This is a genomic window from Pseudoalteromonas sp. NZS37, from assembly GCF_015864265.1.
Classification (GTDB): Bacteria; Pseudomonadota; Gammaproteobacteria; order Enterobacterales; family Alteromonadaceae; genus Pseudoalteromonas; species Pseudoalteromonas arctica.
Genome location: NZ_JADYXL010000006.1, coordinates 1 through 19963 on the forward strand (window position 1 = coordinate 1; position 19963 = coordinate 19963).

Consider the following 19963-nt stretch of genomic DNA (forward strand, 5'->3'; position numbering starts at 1 on the left):
AGTGTTGCTTGCAGTGCTTGTTCTATATTCACAAAAAAATCCGTAGTTAGTTTCCTAACTACGGATTTTGCATGATCGTTTGGATCGGTCAACCGGTCATTTTCTTAACTGATCGGCATTATCCATAAGGACCCTTTTTAATATCAAAAGTACTTATTAATGTAAAATACGTGCTCTAATTGTACCCTCAACAGCGCTTAGTTCTTTAAGTGCTACTTCAGATTGATCTGTATCTACATCAATAACTACATAACCAATAGATGCGTCTGTTTGTAGGTATTGCGCAGCAATGTTAATACCATGCTGTGCAAACGCTTGGTTAATTTGCGTTAGTACACCAGGGCGGTTGTGGTGTACGTGTAATAAACGGCTACGATTAGCAAGCTCAGGCAGCGATACTTCAGGGAAGTTAACGGCAGTAATAGTTGAGCCATTATCTGAGTATTTAGCCAGTTTACCCGCTACTTCAATACCAATGTTTTCTTGCGCTTCTTGTGTAGAACCACCAATGTGCGGCGTTAAAATAACATTGTCGAATTGGCGCAGTGGCGATACAAATTCTTCATCGTTAGATTTTGGCTCAGTAGGGAACACATCGATTGCTGCACCACTTAGTTTTTTCTCTGTTAGTGCTTCTGCAAGTGCATCAATATCAACAACAGTTCCGCGTGAAGCGTTGATCAAAATAGATCCCTGCTTCATAACAGCAAGTTCTGCGCTACCAATAAGATTTTTAGTTTGCGGTGTTTCTGGTACGTGTAAACTAATAATATCAGAGCGTTGTAATAGCTGAGTTAGGTTGTGAACTTGCTTTGCATTACCCAGTGATAACTTATCTTCGATATCGTAATATTCAACGTTCATACCGATATTTTCAGCCATAATACCTAGCTGAGTACCAATGTGACCGTAGCCAATAATACCTAATGTTTTACCACGTGCTTCAAACGAACCATTTGCTGTTTTTAACCAGCCACCACGATGAGCCGCTGCATTACGCTCTGGAATACCGCGTAATAAAAGTAGGATTTCACCAAGTACAAGTTCAGCAACTGAACGAGTATTAGAAAATGGTGCGTTAAATACAGCAATACCGCGTTCGCGTGCTGCATCTAAATCAACTTGGTTTGTACCAATACAAAAACACCCAACAGCAACTAGCTTGTCAGCTGAGTCTAATACGGCTTGGTTAATATGAGTACGAGAACGAAGTCCTACAAAGTGAACATCTTTAATGCGCTCTTTTAATTCGTCCTCAGGTAAGGATGTTTTAACGTAGTCGATATTGCTGTAACCGTTACGTTTAAGCGTTTCAACAGCGCTTTGGTGAACACCTTCAAGCAAGAGAATTTTAATTTTGTCTTTTGCTAACGATACCTTACTCATAACCTCATCCTATTTAATTTGTGGCCCATTTTTAGTACCGATAATCACTTTATCAGCACCACGCATTGCAAATAGGCCGTTGGTAACTACGCCAACAATTGAATTTATTTGTGCTTCAAGTTGTTTAGCATTGGTAATTTTTAAGTTAAATACATCTAATATAACGTTACCGTTATCGGTAACTACGCCTTGGCGATAAACAGGGTCACCACCAAGCTTTAATAATTCTCGTGCAACGTAGCTGCGAGCCATTGGAATAACTTCTACCGGAAGCGGGAAGTCGCCTAATGTTTTTACTAATTTGGTGTCATCTACAATGCACACAAATTGTTTAGCTACAGCGGCTACTATTTTTTCGCGAGTAAGGGCTGCACCGCCACCTTTAATCATTTCGTTTTGATCGTTTATTTCGTCAGCGCCGTCAACGTATACATCTAAAGCAGCAACGTTATTAAGCTCAAATACTTCAATACCTAACGCTTGTAGGCGCTCGGTTGAGGCTTCTGAGCTTGATACAGCGCCTACAATAGTGTCCTTTACTGAACCAAGGGCATCAATAAAGTGATTAACAGTAGAGCCTGTACCCACACCTACAATAGTGTTTTCTTTTACAAACTCGAGTGCTGCCCAAGCAGCTGCTTTTTTTAATTCATCTTGTGTCATTGCTTTGTGCTCATGTATGTCAGAAATATGCGGTTAGTAATCAAATTTAATTGTTACCAACAGTATGTTTTATCTGGGGTGATAATGGTTTTAAGTGGTACATCCCACGACTCGATTGGTAGAGCCTCAACTTTTTGGCATTCATGTGCAAGGCCAATTAGTTGTGGTTTTTGCCAATTTTGTTCGTGTAAACGTGCCAATGTCCGGTCGTAAAACCCACCTCCCATTCCTAGGCGATTACCTTGTTTATCAAATGCAACTAATGGCATAAGGAGGTAATCAAGCACTGGTAATGGGCATATTTGAGAGCAGTTCAGCTTAGGCTCCAAGATACCATAGCGATTTGCTCTCATGGGTGAGTTTTTCTCATAGCGCTGAAATAGTAAATTAGCGCCATTGAATGGGTGTATTATAGGTAGGTAAACGGTATGGTTTAAACTCCATAATTCTTTAATTAACAATGAGGTGTCTATCTCCCCATCGTTACTTAAGTAAATGGCAATATGCTTTGAATTCGTTGTTTTTTCGCTTTTTAAATGTTGAATAAAATTCATTTTTAGCGATTGCGCAGCAATTATTTGCTGATTATTTGACAAGTTTTTACGGGTATTACGAATTTCTGCTCTTATTTTTGCGCGTTTATTGCTCATTAAATTAATTAACCATTCTTAAAAAGAGAATAAATCGGGGAAAATTAAAAAAACAGCCAGTACGACTAGCAAAATGGTGGCAGTCGCAATCAATGAATATAAAAGTAAGTTACTGCGTTTTTTAGGAGGCGCTAAATCATCATCTAGCATTAGATCGTCACCTTGCCATTCGTCAATACTTTCGTCTGGTGCTTTTAACTGAGCTTCAGGAAGGCGTTGCTCTAACTCGTCTAACTTTTCTTCAAGGCGAATTAAGCTGCTAGTGATGTAATCGAGTGCATCAAAAATACGTTCATCACGTTGATTGTTATTTGCAGCAGGGGTTGAGCCATTTTGAATGATGTTTGAAACAGCTTGAAGCTTACTTTTAATGCCTAAGCCTGCTAGTAACTTAGCCTGTTTTAACGCTTTGTCTTTATCGCTTGGTGCAAACAGCGGCTTACCTTTAAAAAAAAGAGCTACTTTTTCATCTGACGTTTTTAATTTTGCAGCTAAATTTGTACATGCTGTTTTTATGTCAACGTTATCGGCAAGTCCTGCAAATATAACGCGAAAGTTATCGGCCATTTAACTGTCCCTAAAGCTTTTATAATGAAATGAGTATATACCTAAAGTACAAAAGAATTCGAGGTCGATTTAATAGTTATTTTGTAGACGCGCTACAAACAATATAGCGAATAAGTTTTAGATGCAAAAACGGCCCTTAAAAGGGCCGTTTTTAATTTACTACAACAATTTTGGCTTAAAGGCCAGCAGCTGCGCGAAGTGCGTCTGCTTTATCTGTACGTTCCCAAGGGAATTCGTCACGACCAAAGTGGCCGTAAGCCGCTGTAGGAAGGTAGATAGGGCGCTCTAAATCAAGCATTTGAATTAAGCCGTAAGGGCGCAGGTCAAAATGTTCACGAATAAGCTCGATTAAACGGCTTTCTTCTAGCTTGCTTGTACCAAACGTTTCAACGCTGATAGAAGTAGGCTCTGCAACACCAATTGCGTAAGAAACTTGTAGCTCACACTTGTCAGCAAGACCAGCAGCAACAATGTTTTTAGCAACGTAACGTGCAGCGTATGCTGCTGAACGGTCAACTTTTGATGGATCTTTACCAGAGAATGCACCACCACCGTGACGAGCCATACCACCGTATGTATCTACAATGATTTTACGACCAGTTAAACCACAGTCACCCATTGGTCCGCCAATAACAAAGCGACCTGTTGGGTTAATGAAAAACTTAGTTGCACTTGTGATAAGTTCTGCAGGAAGTACCGGCTTGATGATTGTTTCCATCACAGCTTCTACTAAATCTTTTTGCGAAATGTCTTCGCTGTGCTGAGTAGAAAGTACAACAGCATCAATACCTACAGGTTTGCCATTTTCGTATGCAAAAGTAACTTGAGATTTTGCATCTGGACGTAACCAATTAAGCTCGCCGCTTTTACGAACCTCAGCTTGGCGCTGTACTAAACGGTGTGAGTAAGTAATTGGAGCAGGCATTAGTACTTCTGTTTCGTTACATGCGTAACCAAACATTAAGCCTTGGTCGCCAGCGCCTTGCTCTTCTGGGCTAGTACGGTCAACACCTTGGTTAATGTCAGGAGACTGTTTACCAATAGTGTTTAAAATTGCACATGAATCGGCATCAAAGCCCATGTCTGAATTTGTGTAGCCAATGTCACGAATTGTTTTACGTGTAATTTCTTCGATATCAACCCATGCGCTAGTAGTGATTTCACCACCAACCATAACCATACCGGTTTTTACGTAAGTTTCGCATGCAACACGGGCATGAGAGTCTTGCTCTAGGATAGCATCAAGTACCGCATCAGAGATTTGATCGGCGATTTTATCCGGATGACCTTCAGAAACTGATTCAGAAGTAAATAAATGTTTTGCCATTGTAATTCTGCTCACAAATATTGCGCTTCACAAACGTCGGTATTAGCGCTAAAAAATTAAGGGGCGTATTTTATCGAAAACAAAACACCTTGCATAGTGTTTTTACGCCTAGACGTCTAAATAAAATTACTAATAACTTTTTGGTCTTAAAAAATATTCATAATGCCTCACTTTTATAGGGTTTTTAATTGCACACAGCCCCCACAATAAGTAAGAATGGTCGGTATAAACGAACCCAAGTTACTTGGGTGCATAAACAAACACATAAATACCCGCGCAAATACACATAAAGGTAGGAGAATTCATGCCATCTCGCAAAGAACTTGCAAATGCTATTCGCGTCTTGTCAATGGACGCAGTACAAAAGGCCAAATCTGGTCACCCTGGAGCCCCTATGGGCATGGCTGATATCGCAGAAGTATTATGGCGCGATTATCTAAAACATAACCCAACGAATCCAGAGTGGGCTGACCGTGACAGATTTATTCTTTCAAACGGCCACGGTTCAATGCTTATCTATTCTCTATTGCACCTAAGTGGTTACGACTTACCACTGGACGAAATTAAAAACTTCCGTCAAATGCATTCTAAAACACCAGGTCACCCTGAATATGGTTATGCACCAGGAATCGAAACTACTACGGGCCCATTAGGTCAAGGGATCACAAATGCCGTAGGTATGGCAATTGCTGAAAAAGCGCTAGCTGCACAGTTTAACCGTGAAGGTCACGATATTGTTGATCACTTTACCTATGCATTTATGGGCGATGGCTGCCTTATGGAAGGTATTTCTCATGAAGCAGGTTCACTTGCAGGCACATTAGGTCTGGGTAAACTTGTTGCATTTTGGGATGACAACGGCATCTCAATCGATGGCGAAGTAGAAGGTTGGTTTACAGATGATACACCAGCTCGCTTTAAAGCATACGGTTGGCATGTAATTAGTGGTGTTGATGGCCACGACAGCGATGCTGTAAGTGCTGCAATAGCAGAAGCAAAAAGCGTTACCGATAAACCTTCACTAATTTGTTGTAAAACAATTATTGGTTACGGCTCACCTAATAAATCAGGTAGCCATGATTGTCACGGTGCTCCACTAGGTGATGACGAAATTAAAGCATCTCGCGAATTTTTAGGTTGGACTGGCGATGCTTTCGAAATTCCTGATGATATTTACGCACAGTGGGATGGCAAAGAAAAAGGCAAGCAGCTTGAATCAAGCTGGGACGAAAAATTTGCAGCATACGCAAAAGCATACCCAGAGCTTGCAACTGAATACAAACGTCGTATTAATAACGAACTGCCTGGCGATTGGGCTGCAAAATCACAAGCGTACATTGAGCAATTACAAGCAAACCCTGCAAACCCAGCGTCTCGTAAAGCATCACAAAATGCATTAAATGCGTTTGGTCCGTTATTACCAGAATTTATGGGTGGCTCAGCCGATTTAGCTGGCTCAAACTTAACTATTTGGGATGGCTCTAAAGGTTTAACACGCGATGATGCAAGCGGTAACTACATTTATTACGGTGTGCGTGAGTTTGGTATGTCGGCAATTATGAATGGTATTGCCCTTCATAAAGGCTTTATTCCTTACGGTGCTACGTTCTTAATGTTTGTTGAATATGCAAAAAATGCTGTACGTATGGCTGCATTAATGAAGCAACCAAGCATTTTTGTATACACGCACGATTCAATCGGCCTAGGTGAAGATGGCCCAACTCACCAACCAGTAGAGCAAATTGCAAGCATGCGTTTAACGCCTAACTTATACAACTGGCGTCCATGTGACCAAGTTGAGTCGGCAATTGCATGGCAACAAGCTATTGAGCGTAAAGACGGTCCTACATCGCTTATCTTTACTCGCCAAGGTCTTGAGCAACAAGCACGTGACGCACAGCAATTAGCAGACGTTAAAAAGGGTGGTTACATCCTTAGCTGTGACGGCAATCCAGAGATTATCTTTATTGCGACGGGCTCTGAAGTGCAACTAGCACAAGATTCAGCAACTGAGCTACGCAGCCAAGGTAAAAAGGTACGTGTTGTATCTATGCCATGTACTGATGCCTTTGAAGATCAAAGCGCAGCATACAAAGAAAGCGTATTACCGGCATCTGTTTCACGCCGCGTAGCAGTAGAAGCTGGTATTGCTGACTACTGGTACAAGTACGTAGGCCTAAACGGCGCAGTAGTAGGTATGACTACCTTTGGTGAGTCAGCACCTGCAGGCGAGCTGTTTGAGCACTTTGGTTTTACAGTGGCAAACATTGTAAGCAAAGCAAACGAGCTTTTTTAATCGCTTTGATTAAATAAAGTAAGTAATTGAAAAACCCGCACATGTTGCGGGTTTTTTTATGCCCTTACATGAAGCAACTTCACCTTGATCAATGCAGCTTTCCTTGCAAGAAAGTAAGCTATCAGGCAAGGTAGTGCGATAAAATTTATAAATAAAAATCTTAAATTAATAGCAGGAGCTAAAAATGCCAAAGTTCGATAACGTGAGTGTAGTAAAAAAAGCCAATGTATATTTTGACGGAAAAGTGTCGAGCCGTACCGTTATTTTAGGTGATGGCGAAGCGAAAACGTTAGGCTTTATGCAACCAGGTGAGTTTGTTTTTGATACAAACCAAAAAGAGTGCATGGAGCTTTTAGCTGGCCAATGGGATATTTTATTACCAGGTGCAAGTGAGTGGAAAACATTTAACGCGGGTGAGTCGTTTAATGTTGATGCAAATGTAAGCTTTAAAGTAAAAGTATCTGATTTTGCTGACTACTGTTGTTCGTACACAGATTAATCAGTACAGCTAGACGTCTGAAAGCCCATGCACTATGGGCTTTGCATAAACTTTGCACAACGCATGATTTAAATCACCAAAAACCGCAAATAAACCTCAAATATCTCTATTTTTTCCTTGTGTTAATCTAAATAGCCCCCAATACTATTTATGAGGTAACAAATAAAAGGATACCCTATGAAAATTAATCTTTCTGGTCACCATGTTGAAGTTACTGACTCTATTAGAGAGCACATCAACGAAAAATTTTCAAAAATCGAGAGCCATTTCCCATCGCTTATTGCACTCGAAATTATTTTGTCTAAAGAACATCATAAAATCCAAGCTGAAATTAGCACTAATTATGAAGGCACGCGCATATCGGTAAAAGGGGAAAACGAAGTTATGTACCCTGCCATTGCAAGTGCAGCTAAAAAACTCGATGCAGCACTAAAACATCGAAAAGGGCAGATAAAAGCAAACTTACACGAAAAGCCTGTTAGCACTACACCTGAAATCGCACACGAGATCATCCAAGAGATGGATCTTAAATAAAATTTAGTCACAAAGTATTGTAAAAAAGAGCCGTATGGCTCTTTTTTATTGCCTGTAATTTAGGTAAGTTATGCGTTCTTGCAGTTTATTAATTATAAAAATTAATAAAAAGAACACACAACACACATATTTTGAGAAATTAATGCACACAACAAAAGCAGTATGGAAGTCTCGACTAGGTGCGCTTGGACCTGGAATACTCATGGCAACAGCCGCTATTGGCGGATCTCACTTAGTTGCCTCTACACAAGCTGGGGCAATATTTGGCTGGCAATTATTTTGGCTTATCCTCGTTGTTAATGTTTTAAAGTACCCGTTTTTTCGCTTTGGTATGGAATACACACTCGCCACTAAAAACAGCCTAGTGGAGGGCTATAAAAGCAAAGGTCCGTTTTACTTCTACAGTTTTATTGGCTTAAACATTGTTGCCGCTGTTGTTAATACCGCCGGCGTATTGCTGCTTACCGCAAGCTTACTGCATTACGCCTTACCCGTGGTTATTGAAGTAACCTTGCTTTGTTGGATGCTGCTGGGGGTATGTTTAGTTATATTGCTACTTGGGCACTTTAAAGCGCTAGATAACGTTGCCAAAGGCATTATGGGGCTGCTTACGCTCGCTACTTTGATTGCCCTTGCCATTGCATTTAGTAACGGCCCAATGGCACCTGCTGATTATGTGGGACCTTCACCGTATGAACTTGCCATGCTTAGCTTTATGGTGGCTTTAATGGGCTGGATGCCAGCCCCTATCGAAATATCTGCATTAAGTTCTTTATGGCTAAAAGAAAAACAAGCGCAACAAACAGTTTCTAAAAGCCAAGGCTTGTTCGATTTTAACGTAGGTTACTGGCTTACAGCTGGCTTAGCCTTGGTATTTTTTAGCTTAGGTGTATTAGTGCAGTACGGGCAAACCAGTAGTATAGAGCTCGGCGGCGTCGCGTTTGCCAAGCAGCTTATTGATATGTACGCATTAACAATAGGCGAGTGGGCAAGGCCGCTTGTATCAGCAATCGCCTTTTTATGTATGTTTGGCACTACACTCACCGTGCTTGATGGCTACGCCCGTACGCTTAACGAATCTCATAAACTACTTGGCTTTAAGCAATCAAAACACAGTCTAAATATTTGGTTAATACTACAAGCACTTGCCGGTATGGCCGTTATTTTATTTTTTAAATCAGCCCTTGGCCCCATGCTTACGTTTGCTATGACACTTTCATTTGTTACAACGCCTGTATTTGCATGGCTCAACTTTAGCCTTGTGCGATCAGAGCCTGCTATTAAGCATAGCGTGTTACTACGTAGTTTAACGTGGTTAGGTTTAGTGTACTTAGTTGGGTTTGCTGTCGCATTTGTAGTGTGGAAACTAGCATTCTAAATATAGCCACTTACTTTAGGGTTTTAATTAAAGCCCTAAAGCTTAAAATTTAAATGAGGTATAAATGGATATTAGAACAGGCGAGCTTTCAAACCCACACGTTATAAAGCTACTACAAGCACACCATAACGATATGCTAAAACACTCACCCGTTGAGAGCGTACATGCACTAGATGTGAGCAAGCTCACTCAGCCCGATATAACTTTTTATAGCTTATGGATTGATAATAATTTAGCGGGTGTTGGCGCTTTAAAAATGCTAAATACAACGCATGGCGAAATTAAATCAATGCGCACATCAAGCAGCTATTTACGCCAAGGCATAGCCGCTAAATTGCTCTCCCATATTATTGAGCAATCAAGCTCGCTAGGTTACAAAAAGTTAAGTTTAGAGACCGGCACGGCAAAGGCATTTTTGCCCGCACAAAAGCTTTATACTCATTTTGGTTTTAAAGAGTGCGAACCATTTGGTGATTATGAGCTAGATCCGTACAGCTTGTTTATGAGTAAATCGGTTTAAACTAAAATGAACGAGAAGTAACGTTTTGTAGTTGTATGATTTAAATATTATCTGCATGGCTGCTCAGAGCGATAAGCAGTCATTGAGATTGGATAAATATAATAGTCAATTTAGTGGTTAAACTGCGCTTTGCGCATATATTCATGAAAATGAGCGACGCGCGCATATTGATCTATTTAACTTAACTCAAATATTTTAGAAAACTTAGTGATAGTAATACCTTAGGTTATTTGTTAAAACTATATAGAGTAGACAAATGAGCGTTAAGTCGGCAGAAATATGTGCGATAAGCGCACTATTAAATTTTTATATACCTAGGGATAGCCCGAGTTAAATGGATGCATTGAGCAAGCTTCAAGAAAAAAACAAAATCCACTCTAAGCATCAGCGTAATGCTAGATGGAGCACTGTTTGGGCGTTTTGTCTATTGAGTCCTTTGCTATTTAGCTATGGCTATGAATTTTATTTTTCAGTGATACAAAACATTAAAATTGAGACTCTTCACCCATCTATAGCCTTATTTGGTTCGCTAGGTTTTGGTTTGCCTTTAGCGGCTATGGGTGACTTAATGCTTTTTAAGCGTGTTAGTAAATTATTCCTACTAACTATCGCAGAAGCTTGGTTTATCTGGCTTTGGGTTGTTACTCCATTATCGTGGCTAGCTTTTTTACCATTGATTCCTGCATTTGTTATATTGCAAGTGCAACTGCCTAAAATAAAAGCAGGCAAGTAAAAGGTATATAACAAGTGTCTAAGGTTACAACAGTCCGTTTATGGCACTAAGCAGCGGGTTGATCTGACCCGAAAAAGTAGACATTGAGTGGCTAGTTGATTTAACTCGTACCATCTAAGTAATATGATAAAAGAAGTTTTTTAGTTTTTATATAAAAACAATCTCCGTTTCTAATAATACTCTTAATTAGCAATGACTTACCCTTTTACTATTAATAGAAAATACTAAAATAAGAACGCTACCACGTTAAGGTAAAGAATGACCTCTGATAAAGCTGTTACATTCACTTGGCCTTTATAAGCAAATATACCTTCATTGAGAAAATTAAATAAGCTATTGAATAATATTGGTTTTCTTTATTAAATTGCAAGCAGCTGTTATATGTAATACCATTGATTACACGTGTAATCTGTGTGTTTTTTATTTACAGATTTATTTAATGATTAAGAGAACATAGTTTATGGGAAAAAATATATTTTTTTGTCTTTTTGTAGGGTTGTATGGAATAAAAGCAGTTGCACAACAACACAACTTTGCTGAATTAATGCAGTGCCATAACTCTTCAGAAGCTCCTGGCATGGTTGTTAGATTAGAACATTCAGGTAAACATATTTATAGTGGTGCGGTTGGTTTGGCAAATATTGATACTGAGAGACCCCTCAATGTAGATGATATATTTCAAATAGGTTCTGTCACGAAGACATTTACGGCTGCAGCGATCTTGAAGCTATCGGAAGAAAAAAAGCTATCATTACAAGATACATTAGCGCGATTTATTCCTGATATTAACCCTGAGTTTAGGTATTTAACGATTGATAGAATTTTAAACCATACTTCTGGTCTGCCAGATTACTTAGGGGATCCTTCAGTCAGTAAAATTTATGATAAATATGCTTCTATTGATCAAGTTATACAAAGTATAAGTAAACAACCCCTTAACTCTGAGCCTGGTAAAAAATATAGTTATTCAAATTTGGGTTACGTCTTTCTGGGAAAAGTAATTGAAGTTGCTTCTAATACTCCGTATGACCAGTTCATGTTAAACACATTTTTTAAACCTCTGAAAATGGATAATACTTTTGTTATTACTAAAGGAACATCTGCTGGGAAAGTAAACGGCTACACTACTAATCGTAATGAGCCTAAAAAGTATATTAACCCTGAAGATTCAACTGAAAGGCAATGGAATGTTGATCGTAGTTGGATCTATTCTGCGGGCGCTATTGCTTCTACACTTGCTGATATGCACCTTTGGCAAAATGCATTAAAGTCAGGGCATGTAATTTCAAAAGAAAACTATAAACTAATGACCACCAAGGCATTATTAAATAATAATTCGCATGTGGGTTATGGATATGGCTTAGATATATACAAAATAAGTGGATTAGATAGCTTTAGCCACCAAGGTCAGGTTCCCGGATTTTTTGCTTGGCATGTCTATTTCCCGAATGAAGATTTAACCGCTACAGCTTTAACCAACATCGACACAAAACACCCAGGCCCTGCTCTATTAGACATGATAGCGCTACAACTAAATTTATCTCCTAAGCAAGTAAATAGTCAAAAAGCAAAGGCCCTAGCAGCATCTTTAGTTGGAAGTTATCGTTCTTCCGATTCGAAAATTTTAAATATTTCGTTCGAAAAAGGTACACTTTATTCTCAATATGAAGGTGAGAGTAAACTAAAAATCATACCCAGGGAAAACAACTCGTACTCTTATGAGTGTACTGAAAATTACTTTCAGCTTAGAGAAAATAATGGGAAGCATGAAATCGTCCCAGTGCATTTATATCAAGGTGAGCAAGATGCACTTGTTAAATTAGAATTATGAAAAATAGGCTAAGGTTATCAACGGCTGCTCTTGGCACTGAGCTGTCATTGATATTAACTATCAACTCAGCTCTTTTATCGCTCTACTTATTCCATCTAAGCTCAGCGCATACATGCGGTTGTTCATTAACTCTTTTATAAAGCCAATCGATTGATAGTACGGCCAGTGTTCAACCGGTTGTGGGTTGAGCCAGGCGACTTTATCAAAGTGGTTTGTGACACGTTGTAACCATGCACTGCCGGGCTCTTCGTTGTAGTGTTCTACCGAGCCGCCAGCATAAGCTATTTCGTAAGGGCCCATAGTGGCATCGCCAACAAATATTACTTTATAGTCGCTGGTAAATTTATTAATCAGTGTCATGGTGTCTATTATGTTTGAATGGCGGCGCGCGTTGTCTTGCCAAACGTGCTCGTATAAACAGTTATGAAAGTAGTAAAACTCTAGGTGTTTAAACTCGCTGTGAGCGGCGCTAAATAGCTCTTCGCAGGTATGAATGTAGTCATCCATTGAGCCGCCAATATCAAACAGCATGAGTACTTTTACTGCATTGTGGCGCTCGGGTGCCATTTTTACGTCCAGCATGCCGCCTTGTTTTGCAGTAGCGCGAATAGTCTCGTTTAAATCAAGCGTGTCGCTTGCGCCAGTGCGGGCAAATTTACGTAGTTTTTTAAGGGCGAGTTTAATTGTGCGCGAGCCAATTTCTCTGTCGGTGTCGAGGTTTTTGTATTCTCGTTTATCCCACACTTTTACTGCTTGGCGGTTACGGTTGCCGTCTTGCCCTATACGCACGCCTTCTGGGTTATAGCCGTATGCACCAAAAAGTGATGTGCCGCCAGTACCTACCCATTTATTGCCGCCAGCGTGGCGTTTTTGTTGCTCTTCTAAACGCTCTTTTAGGGTTTTCATAAGCTCATCGAGCCCGCCCATGGCTTTAAGTTGAGCTTTTTCTTCATCGCTTAGGTTTTTTTCAAACTCTTTACGTAGCCAATCTTCAGGTAAGTTGTGCTGTTGCTTTAAACTCTCGAGCAAATCAAGGTCGGCAATACCGCTAAAGTAGTCGCTAAAGGCTTTGTCGAAGCGATCAAAGTGCGTTTCGTCTTTTACCATTATGGTGCGTGCTAAATGGTAAAAGGCGTCTACGTCGGCAAATATAACGCCTTTTTTTAAGGCGTTTATTAAATCGAGTAGCTCGCGCAGGCTTACCGGTAAGCGGTATTCACGCAGTTTGAAGAAAAACGCAATCAACATCTTAACGGCGGCTCATAAAGGCTAATTTTTCGATTAGGCTGATGTCTTGCTCATTTTTAAGTAATGCGCCAAACATGGGCATTAAACCACCTTTTTTAGCTTTATCGTGCAGTGTTTTAGCGTCTATGTCTTCAGCCATTAAAAGCTTTAGCCAGTCGAGTAATTCGCTCGTGGATGGCTTCTTTTTAAGGCCGTTGGCTTCGCGCAAGTTAAAAAACACCTCAAGTGCTTGGCGTACTAAATCCTGTTTAACGTTAGGGTAGTGCACGTCAATAATTTGCTGCATTTCGTCGCTGCTAGGAAAATCAATATAATGAAAAAAGCAGCGGCGTAAAAAGGCGTCCGGCAATTCTTTTTCATTATTTGATGTGATGATCACAATAGGGCGCTCTTTTGCGACAATGCGTTCATTAGTTTCGTAAACATGAAACTCCATTTTATCGAGCTCAAGTAGTAAGTCGTTTGGGAACTCTATGTCGGCTTTGTCTATTTCATCAATTAAAAGCACTGGGCGTTTGCCGTTAAGCTCTGCATATGTAAACGCTTGCCAAAGCTTACCTTTAACGATGTAGTTGCCAATATTGTGTACACGCTCGTCACCTAATTGGCTGTCGCGCAGGCGCGAAACCGCGTCGTACTCGTATAAGCCTTGCTGTGCTTTAGTAGTCGATTTTATGTGCCACTGAATAAGCGTGGTATCTAGGCTTTTAGCCAACTCCTCAGCCAGCATAGTTTTACCTGTGCCAGGTTCGCCTTTAATTAAAAGTGGTTTTTCGAGCATAATGGCAGCATTTACAGCTTGTTTAAGCGCGCTACTCGCTATGTAATTGTCAGTTGAATTAAATTGCACGGTGTACCCTTGTCTGGTCTGAGGAGTAAGTTATTTTGTTATAATGCCATAGTTAAACGGCAGGTCCAAGGTAGGCAAAACGCGGTATGACCTCACCTTCTTTTTCAACAGTTTCTAAAAACATACTAAGTGGGCGCGCCCACATACCAAATTCACCATAGAGTGCTTGATAAATCACAAGCTGCTCCTCGGTTTCGCTGTGGGTGGCAACATGAACAACTTTGTATTGCGGCCCTTTGTAGTGTTGGTATATGCCTGGTTTGAGTGAAAGTGGTTTTATTGCTGTAGTCATGTTTTGATCTCTTGTATAATTTGGCTTTGCACTTTTAATGTTAACTAATTTGCCAATACTATGAACTATATTTCGCTAGATGATTACAAAAAAGCATGGGTTTTTCGTCATAAAGACTTACCTGTATCAGATGAAGACGCAGTAAAAATAAAGCCTATGGGAGATGAGCGCGCAGCCGTACTTTGGACAACCATGGTAAGCCGTGAGTTTGATCACCCAGATTTTTTTGAAGACACCGATTGGTGTGGCCAAGAAAAAAGCTTTAGCCAAGAAGTAGATTGGCAAGATGCGTGGGAAAATGGTGATGCGCAACCACCAGAAGCAATCTTAACGTTTTTAGATTGGGAAGCTAACACCACTGTTTATTTTTGTATGGCACGCGATAATATTATCGAAACAACATTTGATGTATTTAAACGCAATTGGCAAAACTTTATGTTTTTAGCTGATGGCAGTTTGTTGATTGGTAAAAAGCGTAATACGGTTGTGCAATTTTTAGAATCAGGTAAAGCAAAATTAGGTGAAAAGCCAAGCGCTTAATTAGTGCGCTGCGCTTAAAAAACATTCAATACTGTGTTATAAAACATTTACCTGAATATTTTTGAGTACAGCTTTTGGTCGCTAAAAATCAGTCACTTGGTGCTCAGCAGCAAGTTGAAATTTGGCAAACTGATGCACAAAAAGTGTTGTATGCACAATTGTGTAATGCGTTTTATCAGCGTGAGGTTCAGCGATTAGTTGCAGAGCCTAATGCCGATAAACTGCGCCGTCAGTTAAAAAGCCTACCTTATTATATTGAGCGAGCTGCAACGTTAGTTGCCAATGGTGACACGCCTTTTACGCTGGACGCGCAAAATGGTACGTGGCTTGAAAAGCAAAAACCGACCCCACCCGATGTAAATGTTCAAGCTAATGAACTTTTTTATCAAACGTATGCCAAAGTGGGGCTTATAGTGCCCGTTATATTACATGGCTACGATCAGGTGCGTCTTAGAATAGACAGTATCGATCAGTTAGGCGAAAATAAGCTGCATTGTAACGAGCTTGGTTGGTTTGATTTTTTAGGAAATGGGCTAGAGCAGCAAAATGCTCAGTTAATAAAGCCAAGTAAAGTGAGTTTAACCGCTGCATGTTGCGGGCATCAGTGGCAATTTTCGAAGCGTTGTATGCCACGGGTTTTATCACTACGCGAAATGCTTTTAGCGGGTAGTATTAATTGGCGCAATTTAAAGCGCCCCTTAGCGTATTAAAGTTAAGGTATTTGGAATTTAAAATAAGGAGTGTTAAATGCGTATTTTTCAAGTTGGCTTACTGTGCTTAGCACTGTTTGTACAATACAGATTATGGTTTGGTCATAATGGTTTACAAGACTACACACGGCTAAAAGGTGCTGTAGCGTCGCATCAAGAAACCAACGAAAAGCTCATTAAACGTAATAAAGTACTTAAAGCAGATATTGAAGACTTAAAGCTTGGCCAAGAAGGCATTGAAGAGCGTGCACGCAACGAATTGGGAATGATTAAACCGGACGAAACATTTATTCGTGTTTTACCGGGCAAACAATATGACAAATAAACAGACTATTGCAGCAATTGTACCTGCTGCGGGCGTTGGCAGTAGAATGCAGCACAATGCGCCTAAGCAATATATACAATTAGCCGGTAAAACCATTTTAGAACACACCTTAGCTAAACTTTCTCAATTACCTCAATTACGCACTATTGTTGTTGCCCTTAGCGACAGCGACCCCTATTTTGACGAACTCCCAACACTTGATAAGCGCATTGTTCGCGCCAGTGGCGGTAAAGAGCGTGCAGATTCAGTACTTAATAGCTTACTTTTTTTAGCACCTAACCCGCCTACATGGGTGTTGGTGCACGATGCTGCGCGTCCGCTAGTTAATATTAGTGATATAGAACGTTTAATTGATGAATGTATACGCGCTGATGAAGGCGGTATTTTAGCTAGCAAAGTAAAAGATACCATAAAACGCGGCCACACTCATGCCCTACAAACTGTGCCACGAGACGATTTATGGCAAGCACTTACCCCGCAGTTTTTTAAATATGACGAGCTTAAAAATGCATTGCAAAACGCATTAGCAAACGGGGCTACTATTACCGATGAAGCCAGTGCAATTGAGTGGGCGGGTAAACCGGTTAAGCTTGTAGCAGGTCGCAGCGATAATATTAAAATAACCACGCCAGAGGATTTAGACTTGGCTGGGTTTTTATTACATAAACAACAAAACGAGAGTGCATTATGATACGAATTGGCCATGGTTTTGACGTACATAAATTTGGCGGCGAAGGCCCGTTAACTATTTGTGGTGAAAAAATTGATTATCCACAAGGCTTTTTAGCGCACTCAGATGGCGATGTCGCTATTCATGCATTATGTGATGCTATTTTAGGCTCGCTTGCAATGGGTGATATTGGTAAGCACTTCCCCGATACGGCTAGCGAGTATGAAAATATCGACAGCCGTATTTTACTTCGCCATGTGGTGAGCTTAGCTAAAGAGCAAGGTTATGTAATTGGCAATGGCGATGTGACTATTGTTGCACAGGCGCCAAAAATGCTGCCACACATTCAAGCTATGCGTGCTAATTTAGCCAGCGATTTAAATTGTGACCTTAGCCAAATTAACGTTAAAGCCACTACTACCGAAAAGCTAGGCTTTGAAGGGCGTAGGGAAGGCATTTCTAGCCATGCGGTGGTTATTATGAGTAAAGAGCTTGCGAGTACAAAAAACGCATGAGCGATTTAAATTATTTATACGGTGCACCGCTTTCTAAAGCTGATTTTAAAACCACTGCTGAAGACTTTATGGTTGATGAAGACCTAGGTATAGAATTTACCGGTAGTGGCGAACACGTGTGTTTGCAGGTGGTTAAAAAAGGCGAAAATACGCAATATGTTGCCAAGCTAATTGCGCAGCGTGCGGGTGTTTCACCGCGAGACGTAAGTTACGCCGGCATGAAAGATCGCCACGGTGTGTGCTCACAGTGGTTTAGTGTAAAAGTACCGATTAAAAAGCCTATCGATTTTAGCGATTTAAATAGCGAGAGTATTTTTATTGTGTCGCAACAGCGCCACGACCGTAAATTACGCACGGGCTGCCACAAAGGTAATAAATTTACTATTACGCTTCGTAACGTAACCAAGCCCCTTGATATTTTATGCCGCATTAACGCAGTACGCGCAGGTGTGCCTAATTACTTTGGCGAACAACGATTTGGGCATGGCGGTCATAACTTAGTTATGGCTGAAAAAATGTTTGCCGGTGAGCGCATTCGCGATAAAAAACTGCGCGGTATTATTATTTCAGCAGCGCGTTCTCATGTATTTAATCAAATAGTAAATTTACGTGTTAAAGAGCATGGTTTAGCTAAAACAATGCACCGTGAAGTATTTATGCTCAGCGGCAGTAATGCATTTTTTGAAGATGCAATTAACGACGAAAACATAGAGCGATTAGCCACTGGCGATATTATGATGTCGGCACCTATGGTGGGGAAAAGCGAAAAAGGTTTGACCGAACAAGAAAAAATATGGCTTGAACCTTTCAAAACATGGTGCGATGGCTTAGGTGAGCTAGGCCTTAAAAATGAGCGTAGGATGCTGCGTTTAATTCCGCAAAACTTAACGGTTGAGACCATAGATGAAACCAGTTTAAAACTGAGTTTTGGTTTGCCAAAAGGGTGTTTTGCAACTGCATTATTACGTGAGCTGGTGGATTATAAAGATGCTAGCCCTCGAGAGCGTAAAGAAAAGGATAATGACATAAATGAAGATACTGTTAAGTAACGATGATGGCGTAAATGCTAAAGGCATTGCGGTTTTATATCAGGCGCTTATACAAATTGCAGATGTAACCCTTGTGGCACCTGATCGCAACTGTAGTGGCGCGAGTAATTCTTTAACACTAATGAACCCGCTACGAGCGACTACACTCGAAAATGGTTTTATGTCGGTTAATGGCACACCTACTGATTGTGTACATTTAGGTGTAAATCAGTTAGCTGATGAAAAACCAGACCTTGTTGTTGCTGGTATTAACCATGGTGCCAATTTAGGTGATGATACGCTTTACTCTGGCACTGTTGCCGCTGCAACTGAAGGTCGCCATTTAGGCTTACCTGCAATTGCAGTATCGCTTTGCTCACATAAGGGCGAGCATTTTGAAACAGCCGCTGCTGTTACCGTAAATATTATTAAAGGTTTGGCTTCGCATCCGCTTCCAAAAGATCAAATAATAAATATAAATGTGCCAGATATTCCATTAAGTGAATTAAAAGGGGTGCAAGTAACTCGTTTAGGTGCTCGTCATAAAGCAGAAACCATGACCAAACAAACCGATCCTTGGGGTCGAGATATTTATTGGTATGGATCGCTGGGCATAGAAAGCGATGCAGGTGAGGGTACCGACTTTTACGCAATCAATAACGGTTATGCCTCTGTTACGCCATTAAGTGTTGATATGACAGCCAAAGACAGCCTAAAAGCAGTAGGAGACTGGTTAGCCGATTTGGAGATTAATCGTGCTCGCTAATTATACCCGCAGTGCAAAAGCGCTATCTGACTTATTAAAGCGCGAAGGCGTTGAAGATACACAAGTACTGAGTGCTATTGCTGATATTCCGCGACACATATTCGTAGACGATGTGCTAAAACACAAAGCTTATGAAAATACGGCGCTACCTATTGGGCAAGGGCAAACTATTTCCCAGCCTTATATAGTAGCGCGCATGACAGAGCTACTTCGCTTAGCTGGTGTGCGCAATAAAGTGCTGGAAATTGGTACTGGCTCTGGATATCAAACTGCAATATTAGCCAAAACGTTTACAAAGGTTTATTCGGTAGAGCGTATTAAAACACTTCAGTGGCAGGCAAAGCGTCGATTGCAGCAACTCGATTTATATAATGTAACCATGAAGCATGGTGATGGTTGGCAAGGCTGGCAATCACAAGCACCTTTTGATGGTATTATAGTGACTGCTGCGGCCTCTAAAGTTCCGCAAGACTTACTTGCTCAGTTAGCCGATGGAGGCGTGTTATTAGCGCCCATTGGTGAGAGCGATCAAAAATTAGTAATGGTTATCCGCGAAGGCGATAATTATAAAGAGCATGTTATTGCTCCCGTTAGATTTGTGCCGTTAGTACCTGGCGATATTGAATAGGAATTCA

At 40.6% G+C, this 19963-nt stretch carries 23 protein-coding genes; 15 read left to right on the plus strand and 8 right to left on the minus strand.

Annotated features, from left to right (window positions below):
- Positions 1 to 156: 156 nt before the first annotated feature.
- The 5 genes from serA to metK form a co-directional block, all read right to left on the minus strand.
- Positions 157 to 1386, minus strand: coding sequence for a phosphoglycerate dehydrogenase (serA, locus tag I6F47_RS12515; RefSeq protein ID WP_024594074.1), 1230 nt, complete (start codon positions 1384 to 1386; stop codon positions 157 to 159).
- Positions 1387 to 1395: 9 nt separating this feature from the next.
- Positions 1396 to 2049 (minus strand): ribose-5-phosphate isomerase RpiA, encoded by a 654-nt coding sequence (gene rpiA / locus I6F47_RS12520; protein ID WP_101217710.1) that lies wholly within the window; start codon positions 2047 to 2049, stop codon positions 1396 to 1398.
- A gap of 53 nt (positions 2050 to 2102) precedes the next feature.
- A complete protein-coding gene (locus I6F47_RS12525) occupies positions 2103 to 2699 on the minus strand; it encodes a 5-formyltetrahydrofolate cyclo-ligase (RefSeq protein ID WP_197183959.1) in 597 nt (198 codons plus the stop codon).
- An 18-nt stretch (positions 2700 to 2717) separates the two neighbouring features.
- Positions 2718 to 3266: a hypothetical protein gene (locus tag I6F47_RS12530; RefSeq protein ID WP_197183960.1), complete on the minus strand. Its 549-nt coding sequence runs from the start codon at positions 3264 to 3266 to the stop codon at positions 2718 to 2720.
- Positions 3267 to 3441: 175 nt separating this feature from the next.
- Positions 3442 to 4593: a methionine adenosyltransferase gene (gene metK, locus I6F47_RS12535; protein ID WP_101164183.1), complete on the minus strand. Its 1152-nt coding sequence runs from the start codon at positions 4591 to 4593 to the stop codon at positions 3442 to 3444.
- Positions 4594 to 4897: 304 nt separating this feature from the next.
- Between metK and tkt the strand changes: the two genes are divergently transcribed.
- The 7 genes from tkt to I6F47_RS12570 all read left to right on the plus strand — a co-directional run bounded on the left by tkt (position 4898) and on the right by I6F47_RS12570 (position 12384).
- The gene (gene tkt, locus I6F47_RS12540) at positions 4898 to 6889 is read left to right on the plus strand and encodes a transketolase (RefSeq protein WP_101217713.1); all 1992 of its coding nucleotides are present in this window, start codon (positions 4898 to 4900) and stop codon (positions 6887 to 6889) included.
- A gap of 184 nt (positions 6890 to 7073) precedes the next feature.
- The gene (gene ppnP / locus I6F47_RS12545; protein WP_002958974.1) at positions 7074 to 7388 is read left to right on the plus strand and encodes a pyrimidine/purine nucleoside phosphorylase; all 315 of its coding nucleotides are present in this window, start codon (positions 7074 to 7076) and stop codon (positions 7386 to 7388) included.
- 177 nt (positions 7389 to 7565) lie between these two features.
- Complete coding sequence (hpf, locus tag I6F47_RS12550; RefSeq protein WP_007584763.1) at positions 7566 to 7922, plus strand: ribosome hibernation-promoting factor, HPF/YfiA family; 357 nt, start codon at positions 7566 to 7568, stop codon at positions 7920 to 7922.
- Positions 7923 to 8124: 202 nt separating this feature from the next.
- Positions 8125 to 9300 (plus strand): NRAMP family divalent metal transporter, encoded by a 1176-nt coding sequence (locus I6F47_RS12555; RefSeq protein WP_121954520.1) that lies wholly within the window; start codon positions 8125 to 8127, stop codon positions 9298 to 9300.
- A 64-nt stretch (positions 9301 to 9364) separates the two neighbouring features.
- A complete protein-coding gene (locus I6F47_RS12560) occupies positions 9365 to 9820 on the plus strand; it encodes a GNAT family N-acetyltransferase (protein ID WP_197183961.1) in 456 nt (151 codons plus the stop codon).
- 334 nt (positions 9821 to 10154) lie between these two features.
- The gene (locus tag I6F47_RS12565; protein WP_149603689.1) at positions 10155 to 10553 is read left to right on the plus strand and encodes a hypothetical protein; all 399 of its coding nucleotides are present in this window, start codon (positions 10155 to 10157) and stop codon (positions 10551 to 10553) included.
- Positions 10554 to 11013: 460 nt separating this feature from the next.
- A complete protein-coding gene (locus tag I6F47_RS12570; protein ID WP_197183962.1) occupies positions 11014 to 12384 on the plus strand; it encodes a serine hydrolase domain-containing protein in 1371 nt (456 codons plus the stop codon).
- A gap of 60 nt (positions 12385 to 12444) precedes the next feature.
- Here the strand turns inward: I6F47_RS12570 and I6F47_RS12575 are convergent, their stop codons facing one another.
- The 3 genes from I6F47_RS12575 to I6F47_RS12585 are packed head-to-tail and all read right to left on the minus strand — an operon-like array spanning position 12445 to position 14774.
- On the minus strand, positions 12445 to 13632 hold the full coding sequence (locus I6F47_RS12575) for a vWA domain-containing protein (protein WP_197183963.1): 1188 nt from the start codon (positions 13630 to 13632) through the stop codon (positions 12445 to 12447).
- A 1-nt stretch (position 13633) separates the two neighbouring features.
- On the minus strand, positions 13634 to 14482 hold the full coding sequence (locus I6F47_RS12580; RefSeq protein WP_010554437.1) for an AAA family ATPase: 849 nt from the start codon (positions 14480 to 14482) through the stop codon (positions 13634 to 13636).
- Positions 14483 to 14534: 52 nt separating this feature from the next.
- A complete protein-coding gene (locus I6F47_RS12585; protein WP_010554438.1) occupies positions 14535 to 14774 on the minus strand; it encodes a DUF1653 domain-containing protein in 240 nt (79 codons plus the stop codon).
- 60 nt (positions 14775 to 14834) lie between these two features.
- Between I6F47_RS12585 and I6F47_RS12590 the strand changes: the two genes are divergently transcribed.
- From I6F47_RS12590 to I6F47_RS12625, 8 genes are all read left to right on the plus strand, one after another.
- The gene (locus I6F47_RS12590; RefSeq protein WP_010554439.1) at positions 14835 to 15314 is read left to right on the plus strand and encodes a DUF2947 domain-containing protein; all 480 of its coding nucleotides are present in this window, start codon (positions 14835 to 14837) and stop codon (positions 15312 to 15314) included.
- Positions 15315 to 15388: 74 nt separating this feature from the next.
- A complete protein-coding gene (locus tag I6F47_RS12595; RefSeq protein ID WP_002958964.1) occupies positions 15389 to 16024 on the plus strand; it encodes a hypothetical protein in 636 nt (211 codons plus the stop codon).
- Between the two features lie 37 nt (positions 16025 to 16061).
- The gene (gene ftsB, locus I6F47_RS12600; RefSeq protein WP_007584772.1) at positions 16062 to 16349 is read left to right on the plus strand and encodes a cell division protein FtsB; all 288 of its coding nucleotides are present in this window, start codon (positions 16062 to 16064) and stop codon (positions 16347 to 16349) included.
- A complete protein-coding gene (gene ispD / locus I6F47_RS12605) occupies positions 16339 to 17040 on the plus strand; it encodes a 2-C-methyl-D-erythritol 4-phosphate cytidylyltransferase (protein ID WP_165722867.1) in 702 nt (233 codons plus the stop codon). Before ftsB ends, ispD begins: the two co-directional genes overlap by 11 nt.
- Complete coding sequence (gene ispF, locus I6F47_RS12610) at positions 17037 to 17534, plus strand: 2-C-methyl-D-erythritol 2,4-cyclodiphosphate synthase (RefSeq protein WP_010554441.1); 498 nt, start codon at positions 17037 to 17039, stop codon at positions 17532 to 17534. The genes ispD and ispF overlap by 4 nt, the downstream gene beginning before the upstream one ends.
- Positions 17531 to 18583, plus strand: a complete 1053-nt coding sequence (gene truD / locus I6F47_RS12615; protein ID WP_197183964.1) for a tRNA pseudouridine(13) synthase TruD — start codon at positions 17531 to 17533, stop codon at positions 18581 to 18583. Before ispF ends, truD begins: the two co-directional genes overlap by 4 nt.
- Positions 18564 to 19328: a 5'/3'-nucleotidase SurE gene (gene surE / locus I6F47_RS12620; protein WP_007584778.1), complete on the plus strand. Its 765-nt coding sequence runs from the start codon at positions 18564 to 18566 to the stop codon at positions 19326 to 19328. Before truD ends, surE begins: the two co-directional genes overlap by 20 nt.
- Positions 19318 to 19956 (plus strand): protein-L-isoaspartate(D-aspartate) O-methyltransferase, encoded by a 639-nt coding sequence (locus I6F47_RS12625; protein ID WP_007584780.1) that lies wholly within the window; start codon positions 19318 to 19320, stop codon positions 19954 to 19956. Before surE ends, I6F47_RS12625 begins: the two co-directional genes overlap by 11 nt.
- Positions 19957 to 19963: the final 7 nt, after the last annotated feature.